Origin of the sequence: Pseudokineococcus sp. 1T1Z-3, assembly GCF_037482365.1 — a bacterium.
GTDB lineage: Bacteria > Actinomycetota > Actinomycetes > Actinomycetales > Quadrisphaeraceae > Pseudokineococcus.
The window spans coordinates 269,498-289,708 of record NZ_JBBHZF010000026.1 but is presented as its reverse complement, the minus strand read 5'-3'; the positions used below and the strand labels follow the sequence as shown (position 1 = coordinate 289,708).

The following is a 20,211-nucleotide window of genomic DNA, read 5'->3' as shown; positions in this document are numbered from 1 at the left end:
CGCCCGGTTGCCGTGCTTGACGACCCGCTCCCCCGCCCCGGCGGCCACGACCGCCGCCATGGTCGAGAGGTTCACCGTGCTGGCGAGGTCGCCGCCCGTGCCGACGACGTCGAGGCACCGCCCCGGGACCTGCAGCGGCACGGCGGCGGCGAGCATCGCGTCGGAGAGCCCCGTGAGCTCCCCGACCGACTCCCCCTTGGCCCGCAGGGCGACGAGGAGCCCGGCCAGCGGCACGGCGGGCGCCTGCCCGGCCATCACCTGCGCCATCGCCCAGGAGGTCTCCTCCGGGGCCAGGTCCAGACCCTCGAGGGCGCGGGCGGTGAGGTCCCGCCAGGACGGGGCAGGGGCGTCCACGGGTCCTCCTCGGGGCGACAACCAGGGGCGTGACCTGCACGGACGGCGCGGTGGCGCGCCGCCGGGGGCCTCCGCGCGAGCCGGGCGAGCGTAACGATCCGGGTGTGGGCGGAGACACGCGCGCACCCCCCTCACCAGCCGGGAGGTCGTCGGCCATACTCGTGCCCGTGACCTCTGAGACGGCAGTCCCCGCGGGTGTGGGCCACGGGAGCGTGAACCGGCCGAACATGACCTCGGTCGGCACGATCGTGTGGCTCTCCAGCGAGCTGATGTTCTTCGCCGGCCTCTTCGCCATGTACTTCACGATCCGCGCCGCGGCCCCCGACCTCTGGGTCGAGGGCACCCCGTTGCTCGACCTGCAGTTCGCGAGCATCAACACGGGGATCCTCGTGTCCAGCTCCTTCACCTGCCAGCTGGGCGTCTTCGCCGCCGAGCGGTTCCAGCCCTACCGCACCGGCGGCCGTCTCGACGTCCGGCGCTGGGGCATGGTCGAGTGGTTCGTCGTCACCTTCGTCATGGGGTCGATCTTCGTCGCGGGCCAGGTCTGGGAGTACGCGGTCCTGGTCAGCGAGGGCCTGACCATCGCCAGCTCGGCCTACGGCTCGGTCTTCTTCCTCGCCACCGGCTTCCACGGCCTGCACGTCATCGGCGGGCTCGTCGCCTTCCTCGTCGTGATCGGGCGCGCCTTCGCCTCCTACCGCTTCGGCCACCACGAGGCGACGAGCGCCGTGGTGACCTCCTACTACTGGCACTTCGTCGACGTCGTCTGGGTCGGCCTCTTCGCCGTCATCTACCTCATCAGGTAGCCGCCCTCCCGAGCTCGTGCGGCCGCGCCGCACGACCACCACCCCCCGCGGGGCCGCGCGAGCGGCCCGGCACCGCACCCCGAGCGTGAGGAACACCAGGACGTGAGACGACTCACCGCCCGCCGGCGCTCACCGGCCGCGACGGCGCTGCTGCTGATGCTGGCGCTCGTGCTCACCGGCGCCGCCTACACCGCCCTGGCGCCCGGCCAGGCCGACGCGTCCGCCCCCGTCGTCGAGGGCGCGGTCGGCGACGTCGACCGCGGCCAGGAGCTCTTCCTCGCCAACTGCGCGACGTGCCACGGGCTGCAGGCGCAGGGCGGCACCGCCGGCCCGAGCCTCATCGGCGTGGGCGCCGCCGCCGTCGACTTCCAGGTCGCCACCGGCCGGATGCCCCTGGCGCAGCAGGCGCCGCAGGCCCCGCAGAAGCCGGTCGTCTTCAGCGACCAGGACACGGCGGACCTGTCCGCCTACGTCGCCTCCCTCGCCCCCGGCCCGGCCATCCCCGACGAGCAGTACCTCGAGCCGCTGGAGGGCGAGCGCGACATCGCCCTGGGCGCCGAGCTCTTCCGCATCAACTGCGCCATGTGCCACAACGTCGTCGGGGCGGGCGGTGCCCTCACGCAGGGCAAGTACGCCCCGCCGCTGGACGACGTCAGCAACCGGCACATCTACGAGGCCATGCAGACGGGCCCGCAGTCCATGCCCGTCTTCAACGACGACAACATCTCGCCCGCCGAGAAGCAGCAGATCATCAGCTACCTGCACGAGGTCAACACGGCCCCCTCCCCCGGCGGCTGGTCGCTCGGGAACATCGGCCCGGTGACCGAGGGCCTGTTCCTGTGGGTGGGGGTCATGACGCTGCTCATCGGCTGCGCGGTGTGGCTGGGGGCGAAGTCCTCGTGAGCGACGTCCAGAGGCCCAACTCGGGCATGACGCCGGCCGACGAGCCGGACGCCGGGCGCACGCCGGTCCGCTTCGCCAACCCGGGCCTGCCCGCCCACCGCCACCGCAACGCCGACGTCGACCCCAAGGCCGCCAAGCGCGCCGAGCGCCAGGTGCTGGCGATGCTCGCGATCTCGGCGATCGGCTCGGTCGTGGCGGTCGTGGCCTACTTCGCCATCCCCCTCGACGGGTCCTTCGCGACGCTGCAGCTGAGCAACCTGTCCCTCGGGCTGGGCCTCGGGTGCGGCATCTTCTTCATCGGCGTCGCGGCCGTCCACCTGGCCAAGACGCTCATGCCCGACACCGAGATGATCGACGAGCGTCATCCCCAGCGCGGCACCGAGGAGGAGCGCGAGGAGGCCGCCGGCATCATGACCCAGGGCGGTCAGGAGTCCGGCCTGGGTCGTCGCCCGTTCATCCTCGGCGGGCTCGTCGGCGCGGCCGCCCTCGCACCCCTGCCGGCGGTCGTGCTGCTGCGCGACCTCGGGCCGCTGCCGGGGGACTCCCTCGCCGTCTCGATGTGGGAGGCCGGCGTGCGCCTGGCCCTGGACCCCTCGGCCGAGCCGATCCTGGCCTCGGACGTGACCCTCGGCTCCGTCTTCCACGTCATCCCCGAGAACCTCTACGAGAGCGACCACTTCCTCGACGAGAAGGCGCTCGCGGCCGTGCTGATCATGCGGGTCGACCCAGACGTCGTGCAGTACGACCCCGAGCGCGAGGGCTGGGACGTCGACGGCATCTACGCCTTCTCCAAGATCTGCACGCACGTCGGGTGCCCCGTGGCCCTCTACGAGCAGCAGACGCACCACCTGCTGTGCCCGTGCCACCAGTCCACCTTCGACCTGACGCAGCACTGCAAGGTCATCTTCGGACCGGCCAAGCGCGCCCTCCCCCAGCTGCCCATCGCGGTGGACGACGAGGGGTACCTTGTGGCGCAGAGCGACTTCCTCGAACCCACCGGAGCCAGCTACTGGGAGCGTGAGCGCGGATGAGCACCACCGCGGGCAGCCCTGCTGCCACCACCGCGTCCACCAGCCGCACCGCCCGCCTGTCCGCCGGGGCTGCTGACTACTTCGACGAGCGCATCGGCGCAGCACGACTGGTCAAGGGCTTCGCCCGCAAGGTCTTCCCCGACCACTGGTCCTTCATGCTGGGCGAGGTCGCGCTCTACAGCTTCGTCATCCTGCTCATCTCGGGCACCTTCCTCACCCTGTGGTACGTGCCGAGCATGACCCTCGTCGAGTACGACGGGTCCTACGCGCCGCTGTACGGCGTGACGATGTCCGAGGCCTACGCGACGACCCTCAACCTGTCGTTCGACATCCGCGGCGGCCTGCTCATGCGGCAGGTGCACCACTGGTCGGCTCTCATCTTCGTCGCGGCCATCGTCGTCCACATGCTCCGGGTCTTCTTCACCGGTGCGTTCCGCAAGCCGCGCGAGCTCAACTGGGTGCTCGGCGTCCTGCTCGCGGTGCTCGCCCTCGCCGAGGGCTTCACGGGCTACTCGCTGCCCGACGACCTGCTCTCCGGCAACGGCCTGCGCATCATCGAGGGCGTGGTGCTGGCCATCCCGGTGGTGGGCACCTACATCGTCTTCTTCCTCTTCGGGGGCCTGTTCCCCGGCGAGGTGATCATCCCGCGGCTCTACATCCTCCACGTGTTCGTGCTGCCGGGGATCATCCTCGCGATCATCGCGCTGCACCTGGCGCTGGTCGTGGCGCACAAGCACACGCAGTACCCCGGCCCCGGGCGGACCAACGACAACGTCGTCGGCTTCCCGCTGCTGCCGGTCTACGCGGCCAAGGCGGGCGGGTTCTTCTTCATCGTCCTCGGCTTCATCGTGCTGCTGGCCTCGGTCGTCTCGATCAACGCGCTGTGGGTGTACGGGCCGTACGACCCCTCGCCGGTCTCGGCGGGGACCCAGCCCGACTGGTACATCGGCTTCGTCGACGGCCTGCTCCGCCTGATGCCGGGTCACCCGGAGTTCGTCATCGCGGGCTACACCTTGTCGCTGAACATCTTCCTGCCCTCGCTCGTCCTGCCGGGGATCATGGTGATGGCGCTCATCGCCTACCCCTTCCTCGAGCAGTGGGTCACCGGCGACAAGCGTGAGCACCACCTGCTGGACCGCCCCCGCAACGCCCCGGTCCGCACCGGCATCGGTGTCATGGCGATCGTGTCGTACTGCATCATGTGGGCCGCCGCCGGCAACGACCTCATGGCGATCGCCTTCGGCCTGTCGATCAACGACCTCACGTGGATGCTGCGCTTCATGTTCTTCGTGCTGCCGCCGGTCGCCTTCGTGGTCACCAAGCGCATCTGCCTCGCGCTGCAGCGCAAGGACCGCGAGCTGGCGCTGCACGGCCACGAGACGGGCCGTGTCGTCCGCACGGCCGACGGCGAGTACTTCGAGGTGCACGAGCCGCTGTCGGACTCCGAGCGGTGGGTGCTCGTGCAGCACGAGGCCTACAAGCCGTTGGCCCTGCCCCCGAAGGTCCGCGAGGACGGCAGCAAGCCCAAGGCGCACGAGCGGCTGCGGGCGTCCCTGTCGAACTTCTTCTTCGAGGACCGCGTCGAGCCCGTCACCCCGCGGGAGCTGGAAGCGGCCCAGCACCACGGCCACGAGCACGAGGCCATCGAGCAGCCCACGGGCGAGGAGGCCGAGCGTCGGGAGCTCACCTCCGGGCCCTGACCTCCCTCGACCACGTCGTCGGCGCCCCGTTCCCCCCGCCGGGGGACGGGGCGCCGTCGTGTGCCGCCCCGCTCCGGCTGCCCTGCTTCCAGCGACTGGGCCCCGGCGGCTGGGCTCCAGCGGTCGGTCTCGGCCTGCGACGATGACGCCCATGGCGGCGCGAGGGCAGCTGCACCACCTCGAGCTGTGGGTCGGCGCAGCGAGAACGGACGACGGCCCATGGTCATGGCTCCTGACGCGTCTGGGGTACGAGCGGGAGTCGACCTGGGCCAGCGGCGCGAGCTGGCGGCTGGGGAGCGCCTACGTCGTCCTGGAGTCAGGACGCGACCACGAGCGAGGCCGGGCGGAGCGCCGTCGCAGCGGCATGAACCACGTCGCCTTCTGGGCGGGGACGTGCGACGACGTCGACGTGCTGACGGCCGACGCACCGGCGCACGGCTGGACGCTGCTCTTCCCCCACGCCTATCCCTTCGCCGGTGGCACCGGGCACTACGCCGCCTACCTGGAGTGCGCGGAGGGCCTGGAGGTCGAGCTGGTCGCGGACGGCTGAGACCTACGGGAGGGGACGTCCTCGTGAGCGGCCGGAGTCTCCTCACCACCCAGGGCGACGCGCCACGTCGCAGCCCGTCGGCCGCAGGCACGTCTCGACGACGTCCTCGGGCTCGCCCTGCTGCAGCGCAGCGTCCCAGCCGAACTAGCGGCAGGCGACGTCGAAGGCACTGCCCAGGTCCCGGTCCAGCACTCCGGACAGGGCCCCGTCGGCACGCCAGAGGACGTTGCTGCCCGTGAGGTCTCCCTGGACGAGCGCCGACGGGACAGGCGGCAGCGCGAGCGCCGCGCGGACCTGCGTCCGGCCTCGGCACGCACGTCGGCCGACAGCCGGCGCCACCGGCACGGCGAGGGGGAAGTCCTGGCCAGCCAGTGCCGCGAGCAGCCAGGCTCGCCGCGGCAGGTCTGCGACGGCCGGGCCTCGGGCGACCACGACGGCGACGCAACCCGGGGACGAGCACGACGTCGTGGGACTGCCCCACGAGGACGTCGGCGGCCGCGACGTCCTCGTCCGGGCCGCGCGGGGGCGGTCTCGACCTGGCTCACGGCCGCCGCTGCGCGAGGCGGTCGAGCCACGACCCGACGGCCTGGGTCAGGACGTCGTGGTCCTGGCGCAAGGAGTGGTCCGTGCGCAGAGCCACGACCTCGACGTCCGGGCTCGCTGCTCGGCGGACGGCGTCCGGGTCGGCGAAGCGATCGCGCTCCCCCTGGGCCACGAGCGTGGGCGAGGACGTCGGCAGCTCGTCGGCCCGACTCACGCCTCGCGGGGTGACGAGCGGGAAGGCAAGGCAGAGGACGCCGTCAGCGCCCAGCTGACTGGCCGTCCGGCAGGCCACGCGGGCACCGGCGCTGCGGCCGCCGAGGACGAGCGGCACGCCGTCGGCGAAGGCTTCGGCGTGGTGGCGCAGGTGCTCGACGACCGCGAGCCAGGCGACGTCGAGCCGAGGCGGCGCTACGGCCACGCGGCGCCCGGCGACGACCCACGGCTGGTCGACGAGGGCCACGGCCCAGCCGCACCTGCCTGCGACGCCGGCCACGGCCAGGAGGTCCGAGGTCTGCGCCCCAGCCGCTCCCCCGGCGCCGTGACCAAGCACCAGACGACCGACGGCTGCTCCCGGCGCCGCACGGACGAGGACGCGGGCCGACCCCTCCGGGGTCTGGACGGTACGGACGACGGTCAGTGGGCGAAGCGTCCTCGGTAGTGCTCGTACAGCAGGCCCACGAGGGAGATCACGGCCATGGCCGCGCCGATGTAGGTGACCCACCAGGCCACGGCGAGACCGAAGAAGAAGATGAACGCCGAGAAGGCCACCGGCAGCGGCCACCACGACCACGGGCTGAAGAAGCCCTGCTCCCCGGCCGCCTCGTCGATGTGCGCCTGGGGGTCGTCCTCAGGACGGGCGTCGATCCGCCGCGCCGTGAGCCACAGGTAGCCACCCACCATCGCCGCGAGGCCTCCCGTGAGGAAGAGGCCCGTCGTCCCGACGGCCTCGCCCCCGCTGAAGAAGGCGTAGATCGCACCGATCGGCAGGAAGACGTAGATCCCGCTGAAGAAGAGGTTGGTCTCGATCTTCACTGGTCGCGGCCCTTCCGCTCGCCGGCCAGGTCCGCCTCGCCGTACAGCCGGTCCAGGGTGTTCCGGTCAGGGGTCGACGCCGTCGCCGCCGCCACCTCGGGGTGGTGGAGGTCGAAGGCCGGCGACTCCGAGCGGATGCGGGGGATGGCGGTGAAGTTGTGCCGCGGGGGCGGGCAGGAGGTCGCCCACTCCAGCGAGCGGCCGTAGCCCCACGGGTCGTCGACGACGACCCGAGGAGCCGTCCGCCACGTCTTGTAGACGTTCCAGGCGAAGGGCAGCATCGACGCGCCCAGCAGGAAGGAGAAGATGGTCGACACCTGGTTCATGCCGGTGAACCCGTCGCTCGCCAGGTAGTCGGCGTAGCGGCGCGGCATCCCGATGACCCCCAGCCAGTGCTGGATGAGGAAGGTCCCGTGGAAGCCGACGAACAGCGCCCAGAAGTGCCACTTGCCAAGCTTCTCGTCGAGCATCGTCCCGGTGAACTTTGGCCACCAGAAGTAGAAGCCTGCGAACATCGCGAAGACGACCGTGCCGAAGACGACGTAGTGGAAGTGCGCGACGACGAAGTAGCTGTCGGAGGTGTGGAAGGTCAGCGGCGGGCTGGCCAGGATGATGCCGGTGAGACCGCCGAAGAGGAAGGTGACGAGGAAGCCGATGGCCCACAGCATCGGCGTCTCGAAGGTCAACGACCCCCGCCACATGGTGCCGATCCAGTTGAAGAACTTCACCCCGGTCGGCACCGCGATGAACATGGTCATCAGCGCGAAGAAGGGCAGCAGCACCGCGCCGGTGACGTACATGTGGTGGGCCCACACCGTCACGGACAGGCCGGCGATGGCGATCGTGGCGAACACGAGCCCCTTGTAGCCGAACAGCGGCTTCCGGCTGAAGACGGGGAAGATCTCGGTGACGATGCCGAAGAACGGCAGCGCGATGATGTACACCTCGGGGTGGCCGAAGAACCAGAACAGGTGCTGCCAGAGGATGGCCCCGCCGTTCTCGGCCTCGAAGACCTGCGCGCCGAGCCGGCGGTCCGCACCCAGGGCGAGCAGCGCGGCCGCCAGCGGCGGGAACGCCATGATGACGAGGACGGCCGTCAGCAGGATGTTCCAGACGAAGAGCGGCATCCGGAACATCGTCATGCCGGGGGCGCGCATGCAGATGATCGTGGTGATGAAGTTGACGCCGCCGAGGATGGTCCCGAAGCCCTGCAGCGCAAGGCCGAAGACCCACAGGTCCCCCCCGACCCCCGGTGAGTACACGGGCCCGGACAGCGGGGCGTAGGCGAACCACCCGAACGAGGCGGCCCCGCCCGGCACGAAGAAGCCCATGAAGACCATGAAGCCGCCGAACAGGAAGAGCCAGTACGAGAACATGTTGAGCCGCGGGAAGGCGACGTCGGGGGCGCCGATCTGCAGCGGCACGATGATGTTGCCGAAGCCGATGAACAGCGGCGTCGCGAACATCAGCAGCATGATCGTGCCGTGCATCGTGAAGAGCTGGTTGTACTGCTCCTTGTTCTGCACGATCTGGATGCCGGGCTCGAAGAGCTCGGCGCGGATGATCAGCGCCATGACGCCGGCCACCAGGAACCAGAAGAACGAGGTCGCCAGGTACATGTACCCGATGACCTTGTGGTCGGTCGAGGTGATCCAGCTGACGACGGCCCGGCCGAGCGACCGCTGGGAGACCCGCCCCGCGGCCTGACGGGCGGCGGCGGCGGTCTCCCCCGCGCCGGCGGCCTCGTAGTAGGTGGTCACTGCTCACCCTCCCGGATGCCGCTGGAGCCGGTCTTGTCGAGGTCGCTGGAGAGCTGGCCGGTCTGGCCCGCGTCGCGCAGCGCCTGCATCTGCTGGTCGTACTCGGCCTCGCTGACGACGGCGACCCGGAACAGCATCTCGGAGTGGTACTGGCCGCAGAGCTCGGCGCACTTGCCCTCGAAGACGCCCTCCTGGGTGGGCGTGACCTCCATCAGGTTCTCCCGCCCGGGGATCATGTCCTTCTTGTAGAGGAACCCGGTGACCCAGAAGGAGTGGATGACGTCGCGGGAGGTGAGCCGGATCTGGACCGTCTGGTCGACCGGCAGGTAGAGCACGGGGATCTCGGTGAGCGGGTTGCCGTCGTCGTCGATGTCGACCTGGGTCGAGGTCTCGTACACGTCGTCGGTGACGTAGTTGAAGTCCCAGGCCCACTGCTTGCCGACGACGTTGACCTCGAGGTCCGGGTCGTCCGAGAGCGCCTCGATGGCGATCTGGTCCCGCGCGGTGAAGTAGAACAGGACGCCCACCATCATCAGCGGGACGATGGTGTACAGGATCTCCAGCGGGACGTTGTAGCGCAGCTGGGCCGGCAGGCCGACGTCGTCGGGCTTGCGGCGGTAGGCCACGACGACCCACAGGATGAGCCCCCACACGAGAAGCCCGACGACCAGCGCGGCGATCCACGAGCCGTTCCAGAGGGCGATGGTCCGCCCGGTGCGGTCGGTGACGTCGGCCGTGCTCGGCAGCCAGCCGGTGGAGACGGCCTGCGAGGAGCAGCCCGCGAGGAGCAGCGTCATCGCAGCCGTCCCCGCGAGCAGCGGCGCGGCCCTGCGGCGAGGGCGGTTCGTGGCGGTCGGGCGCACCATGAGCCTTCCGGTCCGTCGGTCGCGGCGGAGGACCGCGCGCCCGAGCCAGCGGGTGTTGACGAGCGCGAGGCTACCCCCCGCCCCCCTGCCGGGTGAGGGTGGTGCGTGCGGGACGCGCCGCCGGCCCCTGGACCGCCCGGCCGGGCCCGCCCGCCGTGACCGGGTGGTGGCCTGGCGTGACCGGGCCGTGACCCGGCCTGCGCCGCAACGCGGGTGGGTCCGGCAGCGGCAGCGCCCGCCGCAGCCGCGCCAGGTACTGCGCGCGGGGGACCTCGACGACGCCGAGCGAGGCGAGGTGGTCGGTGCTCCACTGCACGTCCAGGAGCCGCCCGGCACCGTCCGCGCCGTCGTCGCGCAGGTGCTCCACGAGCGCGAGCAGCGCCACCTTCGAGGCGTCGCGGACGGTGTGGAACATCGACTCGCCGGCGAAGAGCCCGCCCAGCACGACGCCGTACAGCCCCCCGACGAGGAGGCCGTCGCCGTCCCGGACCTCGACGCTCGTGGCCCGCCCGCGCTCGTGCAGGGCCACGTAGGCGTCTCGGACCTCCGGGGTGATCCACCGGCCGGGGCGGTCCGGGTCGGCGCACGCGTCGACGACCTCGGCGAAGGCCTGCCCGACCGTGGTCGAGAAGGTGCGGCACGAGCGCCTGAGGGAGCGCGTGATGCGCAGCCCGTCGAGCGGGAGCACCCCACGCGGGTCGGGCGACCACCAGCCCGTCGGCGGGGCACCCCCGCCGCCGACGCCCATGGGGAACAGGCCCAGCCGGTAGGCCTCTAGCAGGGTCTCCGGGTCGAGGTCGCCGCCGACGGCGACGAGGTCCTCCCCCGGCGCGGCGCGCGCCAGCGCTGCGGCGAAGGAGCCGGCCCAGGTCGAGCTGCTCACCCTCCACCCCCCGCGTCGCCCGGGCTCCCGGGCCCGGCAGGGGTCGGGACGCACCGCGGGCCGCCGCCCTCCGCGAGGAGGACGACGGCCCGTCGGGTCGTCACGGCTGCTCCGCCGTCAGCGGCGCAAGCACCCCGCGCCCGGTCAGCTGAAGGAGTCGCCGCAGGCGCAGGAGCTGCCCGCGTTGGGGTTGTCGATGGTGAAGCCCTGCTTCTCGATCGTGTCGGCGAAGTCGATCGTCGCGCCCTCGAGGTAGGGGACGCTCATCTTGTCCACGACGACCTCGACGCCGTCGAAGTCGCGCAGCGCGTCGCCGTCCAGGGTCCGCTCGTCGAAGTACAGCTGGTAGATCAGTCCCGAGCAGCCGCCGGGCTGCACGGCCACCCGCAGGCGCAGGTCGTCGCGGTCGGTCTGCTCCAGCAGGGCCCGCACCTTCTCCACGGCCGGGGCGCTCAGGTCGACGCCGTGGGTCTTGGCCTCCGCCGGGGCGGTGGCGTCCGTGGTGGGCTCCGAGGTCTGCGTGCTCATGTGTGCCTCCGCACTGCGGGCGCCATGGGCGCCGGTGGTCTGGAGAGGTGTGGCTGCGGTGGTGCTCTGCGTGCCGGTGCGCTGCTCGTGCCGGTCCGGCGGTGCTGCCGTGGCCCGCCGCGACCTGTCGAGGACGTGAACCGCGTCGGCCGCCGAGGTGTTCCGGTGCCGCCAGCCTACGACCGCTGCCGGTCGGGCGGCAGCGTCCCCGGTCCGACCCGGTGACCCGACCGGGGACGCGGGCGCCCGGGCCCGCAGCGCCCTAGACCTCCCCCGCCAGCCGCGCGAGCAGCAGCGTGTGCGCGACGCAGGCCCGCTCGAGGACGAGGAGCGACAGGGACTCGTCCACGCCGTGGGCCCGGGTGTCAGGGTCCTCGACGCCCGTGACGAGCACGGCGGCCTCCGGCATGACGTCGAGCAGCTCGGCGACGACGGGGATCGAGCCGCCCATCCCCTGGTGCGCCGGCGCGGCGCCGTCCCAGGCGAGCGACAGCGCCCAGTCGGCCGCGTCGCGCGCGGGGCCAGGGGCGTCGCCGGCGAAGGGGCGCCCCGAGCCGGTGCGGGTGACGGACAGGTGCGCGCCGAACGGGACGGTCTCGGCCAGGTGGGCGCGCACGGCCTCCTCGGCGGCGTCGACGTCCTGCCCGGGCGCCAGCCGCACCGAGACCAGCGCGGTGGCCGACGCGGCGAGGGTGTTGCTCGCCTCGGCCAGCGGCGTCGCGTCGGTGGCGACGACGGTCGCCGACGGCCGGGTCCACGTCCGCGACAGCAGCGAGCCACGCCCGACGAGCCCGACGCCGGGCAGCACCCCGGCGTCGCGGCGCAGCTCCTCCTCGGTGCGTGGCAGGTCCTCGGCCTCCGTCCGGACGAGTCCCTCGACGGCGAGGTCGCCGGCGTCGTCCCACAGCCGGGCGAGCAGCACGGTCAGCGCCATGGTCGCGTCGGGCACGGCGCCGCCGTAGATGCCCGAGTGCAGCGGGTGGTCGAGCGTCGCGACCGTGACCCGCAGCTCCAGCAGCCCGCGCAGGCTGGTGGTGAGGGAGGGGACGTCGACCGACCAGTTGTCGCTGTCGGCCACGACGACGACGTCGGCGGCCAGCCGGTCCGCGTGGGTGGCCAGCAGGTCGGGCAGCGACGGCGAGCCGGACTCCTCCTCCCCCTCGACGAGGACGAGCACCCCCACCCCGTCGGCCGGTCCCCACGTCGGCAGCAGCGCCCGCAGCGCGGTCACGTGGGCGAGGACGCCGGCCGTGTCGTCCGCGGTGCCGCGGCCGAAGAGGCGGCCGTCGCGCTCGGTGGGCTCGAACGGCGGGCTGCTCCACCGCTCGGGGCGCCCGGCGGGCTGGACGTCGTGGTGGGCGTAGAGCAGGACCGTCGGCGCGCCGGCCGGGGCCGGGCGGCGGGCCAGCACGGCGGGGGCACCGGGGCTGCCGTCGGGGCAGCGCGCGGTGAGCACCTCGACCTCGGGCATCCCCGCGTCGCGCAGCAGGCCGGCGACCACCTCGGCGCTCCGGGCCACCGCGGCCCGGGCCTCCGGCGTGCTCGAGGCCGAGACGGACGGGATGCGCACGAGCGCCTCCAGGTCCGCCCGCGCGGCGGGCAGCAGCCCGCGGACCCGCTCGCGCAGGGCCTGGGCCGCCGCGGGGACGTCGGGCCCGACGGTCGGGGCGCTGGAGGTCGGGTCGCCGGAGGTCGGGGCGCTCGTGGAGGTCACGTCGGGCGACGCTACCGACGCGTCGGCGCCAGGAGGGCGCACCAGGCCCCCGCCTAGACTGCCCCCGTGCTCGGACGACGGAAGACCTCGCAGCCGCTGGTGGAGACCGCACCGGAGGAGGAGGTCCGCACCGCCGGCAAGGGCCGTCCGACGCCGAGGCGGCACGAGGCCGAGGCGCTGCGCAGGCGGCCGCTCGTCGTCACCGACCGCAAGGCCGCGGCCAAGGCGTCGCGCGAGCGGCTGAGGGCGGAGCGCTCGAAGACGCGCGTCGCGATGGAGACCGGTGACGAGCGCTACCTGCCGCCGCGCGACAAGGGCCCCGTGAAGCGGTTCGTGCGCGACGTCGTCGACACCCGCCGCAACGTCGGGGAGTACCTGCTCTTCGCCGCGCTCGTCCTCGTCGTCTTCACCTTCCTGCCGGCCGACATCGCGCTCTTCGGCGTCTTCGGCATGTGGTTCCTCGTCCTGTCCGTCGTGATCGACAGCTTCGTGCTGAGCCGGACCCTCAGGAGGCGGCTGCAGGAGCGCTTCGGCGAGGTCCCGGTCGGGGCCGTGCGGTACGGGGTCATGCGCTCGCTGCAGATCCGGCGCAGCCGGCTGCCCAAGCCGAAGGTCGTGCACGGCCAGAAGATCGGCTGAGCGTGCCGCGGAGGGCGCACGAGCTCCCGGCGCCCACGGCAGCCGCCCGCGCCGCCCGGGCCTCCGTCGGCGCCGCGACCGGGCTGTACCTGGCGAACTGCGCCCTGGGGACCGCGGTCGGGCTGCGCCTCGTGGACACCTCGCGCGCGCACTGGGTGCACCACGCCCTGTACGGCGCCGTGGTGGCCGGCGCGCTCGGGGCGGTGGCGGGCGGGGTCCTGACGTCGACGCGGGCCGGGCTCGCGCTCGCCCCCGCGCTGGTCCCCCTCGCGGTGCTCCCGCGCGTCCACGCCCCCTCCCGCGGCCACGTCCTGCTCGCCGCGGCGATGGCGCCGAGCTACGCCGGGGCGCTGCGGGCGGCCCGCCCGACGCCGGCCGAGCCACCGACCGCACCCCCCAGGAAGGCCTGACCCGTGGAGCTCATCGACGCCATCCGCAACCGGCGGACGACGAACGGGCACTTCCTGCCCGACCCCGTCTCCCCCGAGCACCAGCGCCTGCTCGTCACGGTCGCGGGCGCGGCGCCGTCGCACTTCAACAGCCAGCCCTGGCGCTTCGTCCTCGTCGAGGAGCGCTCGACCATCGACGCGGTCGCCGACCTCTCGGCGTCCTCGATGGAGACGATGCTCTCGAACGGCACCTTCTTCGAGCGGTACAAGCCGTACTTCCGCTTCTCGGCCGAGGAGATGGAGCGCCGCCGTGACGGCATGCACGTCGACCAGCTGCCGGCGGCGCTGCGGCCGTTCACGAGGGCCGTCTTCACGGGTGCCGGGCAGTCGGTCATGAACCGGCTGAAGGTGCCGCGCACGCTGGCCCAGCAGAACCGGGCGCTCGTGGCCGGCTCGCCGCTGCTGCTGGCCGTGCTCCTGGACAAGACCGAGTACCGCCCCGGTGAGCTGTCGGGCTTCTACTCGACTTTCGGCATGGGCGCGGCCATGGAGAACGTCTGGCTGACGACGGTCGAGCTCGGCATGGGCATCCAGTTCATCTCCTTCCCCATGGAGGTGCCGCAGGCCTGGGCGCAGCTCGGCCGGATGCTCCAGGTGCCCGACGACCTCGAGCTCATGGCCGTCTACCGCCTCGGGTACGTGCCGCAGGAGGCACGGCGCCCGACCATCGACTGGTCCAGCCGGCAGCGCAAGCGCCTGTCCCAGTACGTCTACCGGGGCACCTGCGCGACGCCGATGGACGACGAGCCGCTGGGCTGAGCCTCGCCCCCGCCCGCGCGCAGCCGCAGGACGGCGGTCGAGCGGACGTCGCGCTCCTCCAGCGTCGCGACGACGGGGACGTCGTGGCGCGCGACCTCGACGAAGGCCGCGGCGGGCAGGTGCGCGCGCCCGGGGTCGCCGACGAGCACGAGCGCGCCGCGGGCCGCCTGCTCCTGCAGCAGCGGCAGCAGCGCCTGCGCCGTCGCCCGCTCGTAGAAGAGGTCCCCGACGAGGACGACGTCGGCGCCGGCGACCGCGCCGGGCTCGGTGAGGACGTCGGTGCGGCGGACCTCGACGGCGACGTCGTTGAGGTCCGCCGACCAGCGGGCGGCGGCGACGGCCAGCGGGTCGACGTCGAGCGCGAGCACCGCCTGCGCGCCCGCGAGCGCCGCGGCGACGGCGAGCAGCCCGGAGCCGCAGCCGACGTCGACGACGCGGGCACCGGCGACGAGGTCGGGGTGGTCGAGGACGTGCCGGGCCAGCACCTGGCCGCCCGCCCACGGGAAGCCCCAGAACGGCGGGGGCTGCGGCGAGCCGGCGCTGGCCTCGGTGTCCAGCCACAGCGCCATGACGTCGTCGGCCGTCGGCAGCACCACCTCGGGCACGCCGGGCACGGGCACCGGCCTGGCCCGGGAGCGCAGCGCGTCGTCGACCACCCGCGGATCGTGCCAGTGCCGTGCTGCCGCGGGCTCCCTCCTACCGTGACCCCCGCACGCACGACAGCCGAGGAGGAGAACGTGAGGACCAGCGACCGGAGCGCGCACCGCCTGCGCCACCGGCTCGGCGCGCTGGCGGCGGCCCTGGCGCTCGGCGTCCTCCTCGCCGGGCCCGCGACCGCCGCGACGGACGACTCGCCGGCCGCCACCAAGCCCCCGGCCGCCACGCCCCAGGCGTACGCGTACTGGGGCTCCTTCCTCGTCGAGGACGGCGCGTGGGTGTTCGCGCCGGTCGGGCCGAGCGCCCGCCCGGCGCAGGACGGCGGCGTCGAGGGCTGGCGCTTCGCCACCGTCGGCACCGACGCGCGCGCCCGGCCGCCGCGGGCCCAGCCGACCTTCGAGGAGATCTGCGAGGCGACGGAGCCGGTCGAGGGTGAGGTCCGGGTCGGCGTGGTCCTCGACTACGGCCGGCTCGTCGACGCCCCGCCGGGCGAGGAGGTCGAGCCGCCCGCTCCGCGCGCCGCGTGCGCCCAGGTGCCGGAGGGTTCCTCGGCCGAGGTGGTGCTCGACGACGTCGCCACCCTGCGGGCCGAGGCGGGCGTGCTCTGCGGCCTCGACGGCTACCCCGCGACGACGTGCCAGCCCGCCGTCGACCTGCCCGACGCCGCGCGCGCGGGCGAGGGGCCCGTCGACGTCGCGATCGGCGCGCCGGCGCCGCAGGCCGCCCCTGCCCCGGCTCCGGAGGCCGGCGTCGCCGCCGGTCCGGTGGGGCTGGGCGTCGCCGTCGCGGGCGCGCTGGCGGTCTCGGCCGTCGTCGCCGCGGGCGGCTCGCTGCTGCTGCGCCGGCGCCGCGCCGCCCGAGGCTGAGCCCGCACCGTCGGGGCCGGCGGGCACGATGGACGCCATGGACGAGGAACCCGCCGCCAGCGCCCCCCGGGCCGCCCTCCACGCGGGCGAGCCGCACGACCGCGGCGACGGCCGGCTGGGCTGGCTGCGCGCCGGTGTGCTGGGCGCCAACGACGGCATCGTCTCCACGGCCGGCCTCGTCGTCGGCGTCGCGGGGGCGACGACCGACAGCGGCGCCCTGCTCGCCGCCGGGCTCGCCGGGCTGGTGGCGGGGGCCGTCTCGATGGCGCTGGGCGAGTACGTCTCGGTGAGCACCCAGCGCGACAGCGAGCGCACCCTGCTCGCGAAGGAGCGCCGCGAGCTGGAGACGATGCCGCAGGAGGAGCTCGCCGAGCTGGCGGCCCTCTACGAGGCGAAGGGCCTGCGCCCCGCGACCGCCCGGCAGGTCGCGGAGGAGCTCACCGAGCACGACGCCTTCGCCGCGCACGTCGACGTCGAGCTGGGCCTGGACCCCGACCAGCTCAGCCGGCCGTGGCAGGCCGCGGGCTCCTCCGCCCTGGCCTTCACGAGCGGCGCGCTGCTGCCCCTGCTCGCAGTCGTGCTGCCGCCGGCGTCGGCCCGGGTACCGGTGACGGTCGTCGCGGTCCTCCTGGCCCTGGCGCTGACGGGGGCGCTCAGCGCACGGCTGGGGCGCTCCCCGCTGCGGCCGGCCGTGCTGCGCCTGCTCGCGGGCGGGGCGCTGGCGATGGGCCTGACCTACGTCGTCGGCTCGCTCGTGGGCGGCGCGCTCGGGTAGCCCGGGTCCGCCCTGAGGCGGAGGCCTCAGCCGCGCGTGCGGTCAGGCACGAAGGGCGGGCGGACGACGCGGCAGGCGATGCTGCGGCTGCGCACGGCGACCGCGACGACGTCGTCGCGGGCGACCGAGGCGTCCAGCAGCGCCAGCCCCACACCGACCCCGAGCGTCGGGGAGAAGGTGCCCGACGTCGTCGTCCCCAGCGGCTCCCCGTCGGCCGACAGCACGGGCAGGTCGGCCCGCAGGACGCCGCGCCCCTGCGCCAGCAGCCCCCACGCCCGCCGGGCGGGGCCGGCCTCGCGCTCGGCGAGGAGCGCCTCGCGGCCCCAGAAGGTGGGCTTGTCCCAGCCGACGGCCCAGCCGAGACGTGCCTGCACGGGGGTGACGTCGGTCGAGAGCTCGTGGCCGTGCAGGGCGTAGCCCATCTCGGTGCGCAGCGTGTCGCGGGCGCCGAGGCCGCAGGCGCGCCCGTCCCGGGCGCGGACCTGCTCCAGCGCGGCGTCCCACAGGTCCTCGGCGTCCTCCCAGCGCGGCAGCAGCTCGTAGCCCTGCTCGCCGGTGTACCCGGTGCGGCACACGAGCACCGGCCGCCCGCGCCAGGACGCCTCGACCCAGCTCATGGCGTCCGCGCCGACCGGCAGGCCCAGGGCATGTAGGACGCCGTCGGCCTCGGGGCCCTGGACGGCGAGGACGGCGTGCTCGCGGTGCTCGTCGAGGACCTCCACGCCCGCGGGCGCGGCGTCGGCGAGCATGCCGGCGACCCGGCCGGCGTTGGCCGCGTTGGGGATGGTGAGGACCTCGTCGTCGGAGACGAGGTAGGCGAGCATGTCGTCGACGACGCCGCCGCCCTGCGTGCAGCACAGCGTGTACTGCGCCTTGCCGGGGGCGATGCGGCCGAGGTCGTTCGTGAGGCAGGAGTTGACGAAGGCCGCGGCGCCAGCGCCGCGCACCCGCACCGTGCCGAGGTGGCTGACGTCGAAGAGGCCCACCGCCTCCCGGACGGCGCGGTGCTCGGCGACGACGCCGCCGCCGGCGTGCTCCAGCGGCATCGACCAGCCGCCGAAGTCGGCCATCCGCGCGCCGGAGGCGACGTGGTGCTCGTGCAGAGGCCCGTGCTGGGGCCCGTCCTGCACCGAGGGCGAGGGCGCGAGGTCGTCGGCGGCCTCCTCGGCCACCTGGTCCTCCTGCGCCTCGGCGACCTCGGCCGCCCGGTCCAGGGCGTCGTCAGCGGCGCGCGGGTCGGCGCCCGTCTCGTCGCTCGTCCGGGGCACCGGTCCGCTGCTCACGGGGGCGACCCTAGCGACGCGGCCGCCGGGGCCTCTCGGGCGCGCTCCCGGGGCGGCTCGAGGACGACACGCCCTCACGCCGCCCGCCCGGCGCGACCTCGCGACCTCGCACCCCGTCGGTAGCCTGCGCGGATGACCTCCGTGACCCTGCAGAACAAGGACGTGGCGGCCGTCTCGGCGGACGCCGTCGTCCTCGCCGTCGCCACGGGCGACGACGGCCCTCGCCTCCTCGCCGACCTCCCCCGCCCCCTGCGGTGGCTGACCGGGTCGCTGACCTCGCTCGGGGTGAGCGGCGCGGCCGACGAGGTCGTCAAGGTGGCCTCGGCCGGCGGCGCGAGCGCCGGCGTGCTCGTCCTCACCGGCGTCGGCGCGCTGGACGGCGACCAGCCGGGGCACGAGACGCTGCGCCGCGCCGCCGGCGCCGCGACCCGGGCCTGCGCGGGCCTGTCGACGGTCGCCCTCGCGCTGCCCGCCGCCTCGGTCGAGGACGGCGTCGCCGCCGTCGAGGGCGCCCTGCTCGGCGCCTACGGCTACGCCACGTACAAGGAGCGCAGCGCCGCGGCGCAGAAGGCGCCCGTCGCCGAGCTCGTCCTGCTCACCTCCTCCCCGCGCGACAAGGCGCTGAAGGCGGGGGTCGAGCGTGCCACGGTCGTCGCCGAGGCGGTCGCCACCGCGCGAGACCTCGTCAACACCCCGCCCGCGGACCTCTACCCCGAGTCCTTCGCCGACCTCGCCGTCGCCGCGGGCAAGGAGCACGGGCTCAAGGTCAAGGTCCTCGACGACGCCGCCCTCGCCAAGGGCGGCTACGGCGGCCTCACGGGCGTCGGCAAGGGCTCCTCGCGGGGGCCGCGACTGGTCAGCGTCACGTGGTCCCCGCGCGGTGCGGCCGCGAAGGTGGCGCTCGTCGGCAAGGGCATCACCTTCGACTCCGGCGGCCTGTCCATCAAGCCCGCCGCCGCCATGGAGACGATGAAGATCGACATGGGCGGGGCGGCCGCGGTCTTCCAGGCCGTCGTCGCCGCGGCCCGGCTCAAGCTGCCCGTCGAGGTGACGGCATGGCTGTGCCTGGCCGAGAACATGCCCTCGGGCACGGCCATGCGGCCGTCCGACGTCATCAGCACCTACGGCGGGCGCACCGTCGAGGTCCTCAACACCGACGCCGAGGGTCGCCTCGTGCTCGCCGACGGCCTCGTGGCCGCCAGCGAGACGGGGCCGGACCTCATCGTCGACGTCGCCACCCTGACCGGCGCGCAGATGGTCGCGCTCGGCAACCGCGTCTCGGCGGTCATGGCCGCGGACGAGGCGGTCGGCCGCCGCGTCGTCGACGCCGCCGACCGCGCCGGCGAGGCCTTCTGGCCGATGCCGCTGCCGGAGGAGCTGCGCGCGAGCCTGGACAGCCAGGTCGCCGACATCGCCAACATGGGCGAGCGCTACGGCGGCATGCTCGTCGCCGGGATCTTCCTGCGCGAGTTCGTCGGCCGCGTCGACGGCGAGCACAGCCCCCGCATCCCCTGGGCCCACCTCGACATCGCCGGGCCGGCCTTCAACGAGGGCAAGCCCTACGGCTACACGGGCAAGGGCGGCACCGGTGTCGCCGTCCGCACGCTCGTGCAGGTGCTGGAGGACGCCGCCGCGCGCTGAGCGCGTCCGACGACGCCCGCACGCGGCGAGACTGACGGAGCACGGCTCCCCGTTCCCGGGGAGCCGTGCTTCGTCAGTCTCGACGAGGGACCAGTCGTGGGGAGGGGCCCCGCCCCTCACGTCGTCCCGAGCGCCGCCCGGACGAGCGCGACCGCCCGCTCGCCGTCGAGCCCGAGCCGCCGCACGCGCTCGGCGTAGGCCGCGGCGGCCTCGACGGCCTCGCTCTCCGCGCCCGAGCGGGCGGCGACGACGGTGCCCCCGCGCCCCCGCGTCTCGACGACGCCGTCGGCCTCCAGCTCCTTGTACGTCCGCGCGACCGTCCCCGGGGCGACGCCGAGGTCGGCGGCGAGCCGGCGCACCGGCGGCAGCCGCTCCCCCGGCGCCAGCTCCCCCGCCTCGACGGCCGCCACCACCTGGCCGCGCAGCTGCTCGTACGGCGGGACGGGCGAGGCGGGGTCGACCGACAGCAGCC

General features: G+C 74.2%; 22 protein-coding genes and 1 pseudogene. 11 read left to right on the top strand and 12 right to left on the bottom strand.

What is annotated here, in order from left to right:
* Window positions 1–354, bottom strand: a pseudogene (locus tag WDV86_RS13470) (anthranilate phosphoribosyltransferase); the annotation flags it as partial.
* A gap of 167 nt (window positions 355–521) precedes the next feature.
* Between WDV86_RS13470 and ctaE the strand changes: the two are divergent.
* The 5 genes from ctaE (at window position 522) to WDV86_RS13445 (ending at window position 5,344) form a co-directional block, all read left to right on the top strand.
* Window positions 522–1,160: an aa3-type cytochrome oxidase subunit III gene (gene ctaE, locus WDV86_RS13465; RefSeq protein WP_339568149.1), complete on the top strand. Its 639-nt coding sequence runs from the start codon at window positions 522–524 to the stop codon at window positions 1,158–1,160.
* 102 nt (window positions 1,161–1,262) lie between these two features.
* Complete coding sequence (qcrC, locus tag WDV86_RS13460; protein WP_339568148.1) at window positions 1,263–2,063, top strand: cytochrome bc1 complex diheme cytochrome c subunit; 801 nt, start codon at window positions 1,263–1,265, stop codon at window positions 2,061–2,063.
* A 26-nt stretch (window positions 2,064–2,089) separates the two neighbouring features.
* The gene (qcrA, locus tag WDV86_RS13455; RefSeq protein ID WP_445263087.1) at window positions 2,090–3,094 is read left to right on the top strand and encodes a cytochrome bc1 complex Rieske iron-sulfur subunit; all 1,005 of its coding nucleotides are present in this window, start codon (window positions 2,090–2,092) and stop codon (window positions 3,092–3,094) included.
* Window positions 3,091–4,794, top strand: coding sequence for a cytochrome bc1 complex cytochrome b subunit (gene qcrB, locus WDV86_RS13450; RefSeq protein WP_339568146.1), 1,704 nt, complete (start codon window positions 3,091–3,093; stop codon window positions 4,792–4,794). The genes qcrA and qcrB overlap by 4 nt, the downstream gene beginning before the upstream one ends.
* A gap of 151 nt (window positions 4,795–4,945) precedes the next feature.
* Window positions 4,946–5,344: a VOC family protein gene (locus WDV86_RS13445; protein ID WP_339568145.1), complete on the top strand. Its 399-nt coding sequence runs from the start codon at window positions 4,946–4,948 to the stop codon at window positions 5,342–5,344.
* Window positions 5,345–5,488: 144 nt separating this feature from the next.
* On the opposite strand, the gene WDV86_RS13440 is transcribed toward WDV86_RS13445, so the two are convergent.
* From WDV86_RS13440 to WDV86_RS13405, 8 genes are all read right to left on the bottom strand, one after another.
* A complete protein-coding gene (locus WDV86_RS13440; RefSeq protein WP_339568144.1) occupies window positions 5,489–5,776 on the bottom strand; it encodes a hypothetical protein in 288 nt (95 codons plus the stop codon).
* 109 nt (window positions 5,777–5,885) lie between these two features.
* Entirely contained in the window at window positions 5,886–6,437 is a 552-nt protein-coding gene (locus tag WDV86_RS13435; protein WP_339568143.1) for an alpha/beta hydrolase family protein, read from the bottom strand.
* 83 nt (window positions 6,438–6,520) lie between these two features.
* Window positions 6,521–6,919, bottom strand: coding sequence for a cytochrome c oxidase subunit 4 (locus tag WDV86_RS13430; RefSeq protein ID WP_339568142.1), 399 nt, complete (start codon window positions 6,917–6,919; stop codon window positions 6,521–6,523).
* Window positions 6,916–8,679, bottom strand: coding sequence for an aa3-type cytochrome oxidase subunit I (gene ctaD / locus WDV86_RS13425; protein WP_339568141.1), 1,764 nt, complete (start codon window positions 8,677–8,679; stop codon window positions 6,916–6,918). The genes WDV86_RS13430 and ctaD overlap by 4 nt, the downstream gene beginning before the upstream one ends.
* Window positions 8,676–9,545, bottom strand: a complete 870-nt coding sequence (gene ctaC / locus WDV86_RS13420; RefSeq protein ID WP_339568140.1) for an aa3-type cytochrome oxidase subunit II — start codon at window positions 9,543–9,545, stop codon at window positions 8,676–8,678. Before ctaC ends, ctaD begins: the two co-directional genes overlap by 4 nt.
* Window positions 9,546–9,615: 70 nt before the next feature.
* Complete coding sequence (gene aat, locus WDV86_RS13415) at window positions 9,616–10,428, bottom strand: leucyl/phenylalanyl-tRNA--protein transferase (RefSeq protein WP_339568139.1); 813 nt, start codon at window positions 10,426–10,428, stop codon at window positions 9,616–9,618.
* A gap of 144 nt (window positions 10,429–10,572) precedes the next feature.
* Window positions 10,573–10,956 carry a HesB/IscA family protein gene (locus WDV86_RS13410; RefSeq protein WP_339568138.1) on the bottom strand — a complete coding sequence of 128 codons (384 nt, stop codon included), beginning with the start codon at window positions 10,954–10,956 and terminating at the stop codon, window positions 10,573–10,575.
* A gap of 262 nt (window positions 10,957–11,218) precedes the next feature.
* On the bottom strand, window positions 11,219–12,583 hold the full coding sequence (locus WDV86_RS13405; RefSeq protein WP_445263086.1) for a M20/M25/M40 family metallo-hydrolase: 1,365 nt from the start codon (window positions 12,581–12,583) through the stop codon (window positions 11,219–11,221).
* Window positions 12,584–12,736: 153 nt separating this feature from the next.
* On the opposite strand from WDV86_RS13405, the gene WDV86_RS13400 reads away from it, so the two are divergent.
* From WDV86_RS13400 to WDV86_RS13390, 3 genes are read left to right on the top strand one after another with little or no spacing between them, the layout of a single operon-like run.
* Window positions 12,737–13,309 (top strand): DUF3043 domain-containing protein, encoded by a 573-nt coding sequence (locus WDV86_RS13400; RefSeq protein ID WP_339568136.1) that lies wholly within the window; start codon window positions 12,737–12,739, stop codon window positions 13,307–13,309.
* A 2-nt stretch (window positions 13,310–13,311) separates the two neighbouring features.
* The gene (locus tag WDV86_RS13395) at window positions 13,312–13,719 is read left to right on the top strand and encodes a hypothetical protein (RefSeq protein WP_339568135.1); all 408 of its coding nucleotides are present in this window, start codon (window positions 13,312–13,314) and stop codon (window positions 13,717–13,719) included.
* 3 nt (window positions 13,720–13,722) lie between these two features.
* A complete protein-coding gene (locus WDV86_RS13390; RefSeq protein ID WP_339568134.1) occupies window positions 13,723–14,517 on the top strand; it encodes a nitroreductase family protein in 795 nt (264 codons plus the stop codon).
* Here the strand turns inward: WDV86_RS13390 and WDV86_RS13385 are convergent.
* Complete coding sequence (locus WDV86_RS13385) at window positions 14,469–15,173, bottom strand: class I SAM-dependent methyltransferase (protein WP_339568133.1); 705 nt, start codon at window positions 15,171–15,173, stop codon at window positions 14,469–14,471. The two genes, WDV86_RS13390 and WDV86_RS13385, sit on opposite strands and share 49 nt — an antisense overlap.
* Window positions 15,174–15,254: 81 nt before the next feature.
* Here WDV86_RS13385 and WDV86_RS13380 point away from each other — a divergent pair, with 81 nt between their 5' ends.
* Both WDV86_RS13380 and WDV86_RS13375 read left to right on the top strand, forming a co-directional pair.
* A complete protein-coding gene (locus WDV86_RS13380; RefSeq protein WP_339568132.1) occupies window positions 15,255–16,040 on the top strand; it encodes an SCO2322 family protein in 786 nt (261 codons plus the stop codon).
* 37 nt (window positions 16,041–16,077) lie between these two features.
* A complete protein-coding gene (locus WDV86_RS13375; protein ID WP_339568131.1) occupies window positions 16,078–16,815 on the top strand; it encodes a VIT1/CCC1 transporter family protein in 738 nt (245 codons plus the stop codon).
* Between the two features lie 26 nt (window positions 16,816–16,841).
* Here the strand turns inward: WDV86_RS13375 and gcvT are convergent, their stop codons facing one another.
* Window positions 16,842–17,945, bottom strand: coding sequence for a glycine cleavage system aminomethyltransferase GcvT (gene gcvT, locus WDV86_RS13370; RefSeq protein ID WP_445263085.1), 1,104 nt, complete (start codon window positions 17,943–17,945; stop codon window positions 16,842–16,844).
* Between the two features lie 285 nt (window positions 17,946–18,230).
* Here gcvT and WDV86_RS13365 point away from each other — a divergent pair, with 285 nt between their 5' ends.
* The gene (locus WDV86_RS13365) at window positions 18,231–19,739 is read left to right on the top strand and encodes a leucyl aminopeptidase (protein ID WP_339568129.1); all 1,509 of its coding nucleotides are present in this window, start codon (window positions 18,231–18,233) and stop codon (window positions 19,737–19,739) included.
* 116 nt (window positions 19,740–19,855) lie between these two features.
* Here WDV86_RS13365 and WDV86_RS13360 read toward each other — a convergent pair whose 3' ends face one another.
* Window positions 19,856–20,209: a GntR family transcriptional regulator gene (locus WDV86_RS13360; protein WP_445263084.1), complete on the bottom strand. Its 354-nt coding sequence runs from the start codon at window positions 20,207–20,209 to the stop codon at window positions 19,856–19,858.
* Between the last annotated feature and the right edge of the window lie 2 nt (window positions 20,210–20,211).

Excerpts from the sequence above, each read along its gene's own strand:
- qcrA (WP_445263087.1), top strand. The coding sequence starts at position 2,090 with ATGACGCCGGCCGACGAGCCGGACGCCGGGCGCACGCCGGTCCGCTTC.
- qcrB (WP_339568146.1), top strand. The coding sequence starts at position 3,091 with ATGAGCACCACCGCGGGCAGCCCTGCTGCCACCACCGCGTCCACCAGC.
- WDV86_RS13445 (WP_339568145.1), top strand. The coding sequence starts at position 4,946 with ATGGCGGCGCGAGGGCAGCTGCACCACCTCGAGCTGTGGGTCGGCGCA.
- ctaC (WP_339568140.1), bottom strand. The coding sequence starts at position 9,545 with ATGGTGCGCCCGACCGCCACGAACCGCCCTCGCCGCAGGGCCGCGCCG.
- WDV86_RS13410 (WP_339568138.1), bottom strand. The coding sequence starts at position 10,956 with ATGAGCACGCAGACCTCGGAGCCCACCACGGACGCCACCGCCCCGGCG.
- WDV86_RS13375 (WP_339568131.1), top strand. The coding sequence starts at position 16,078 with ATGGACGAGGAACCCGCCGCCAGCGCCCCCCGGGCCGCCCTCCACGCG.
- WDV86_RS13365 (WP_339568129.1), top strand. The coding sequence starts at position 18,231 with ATGACCTCCGTGACCCTGCAGAACAAGGACGTGGCGGCCGTCTCGGCG.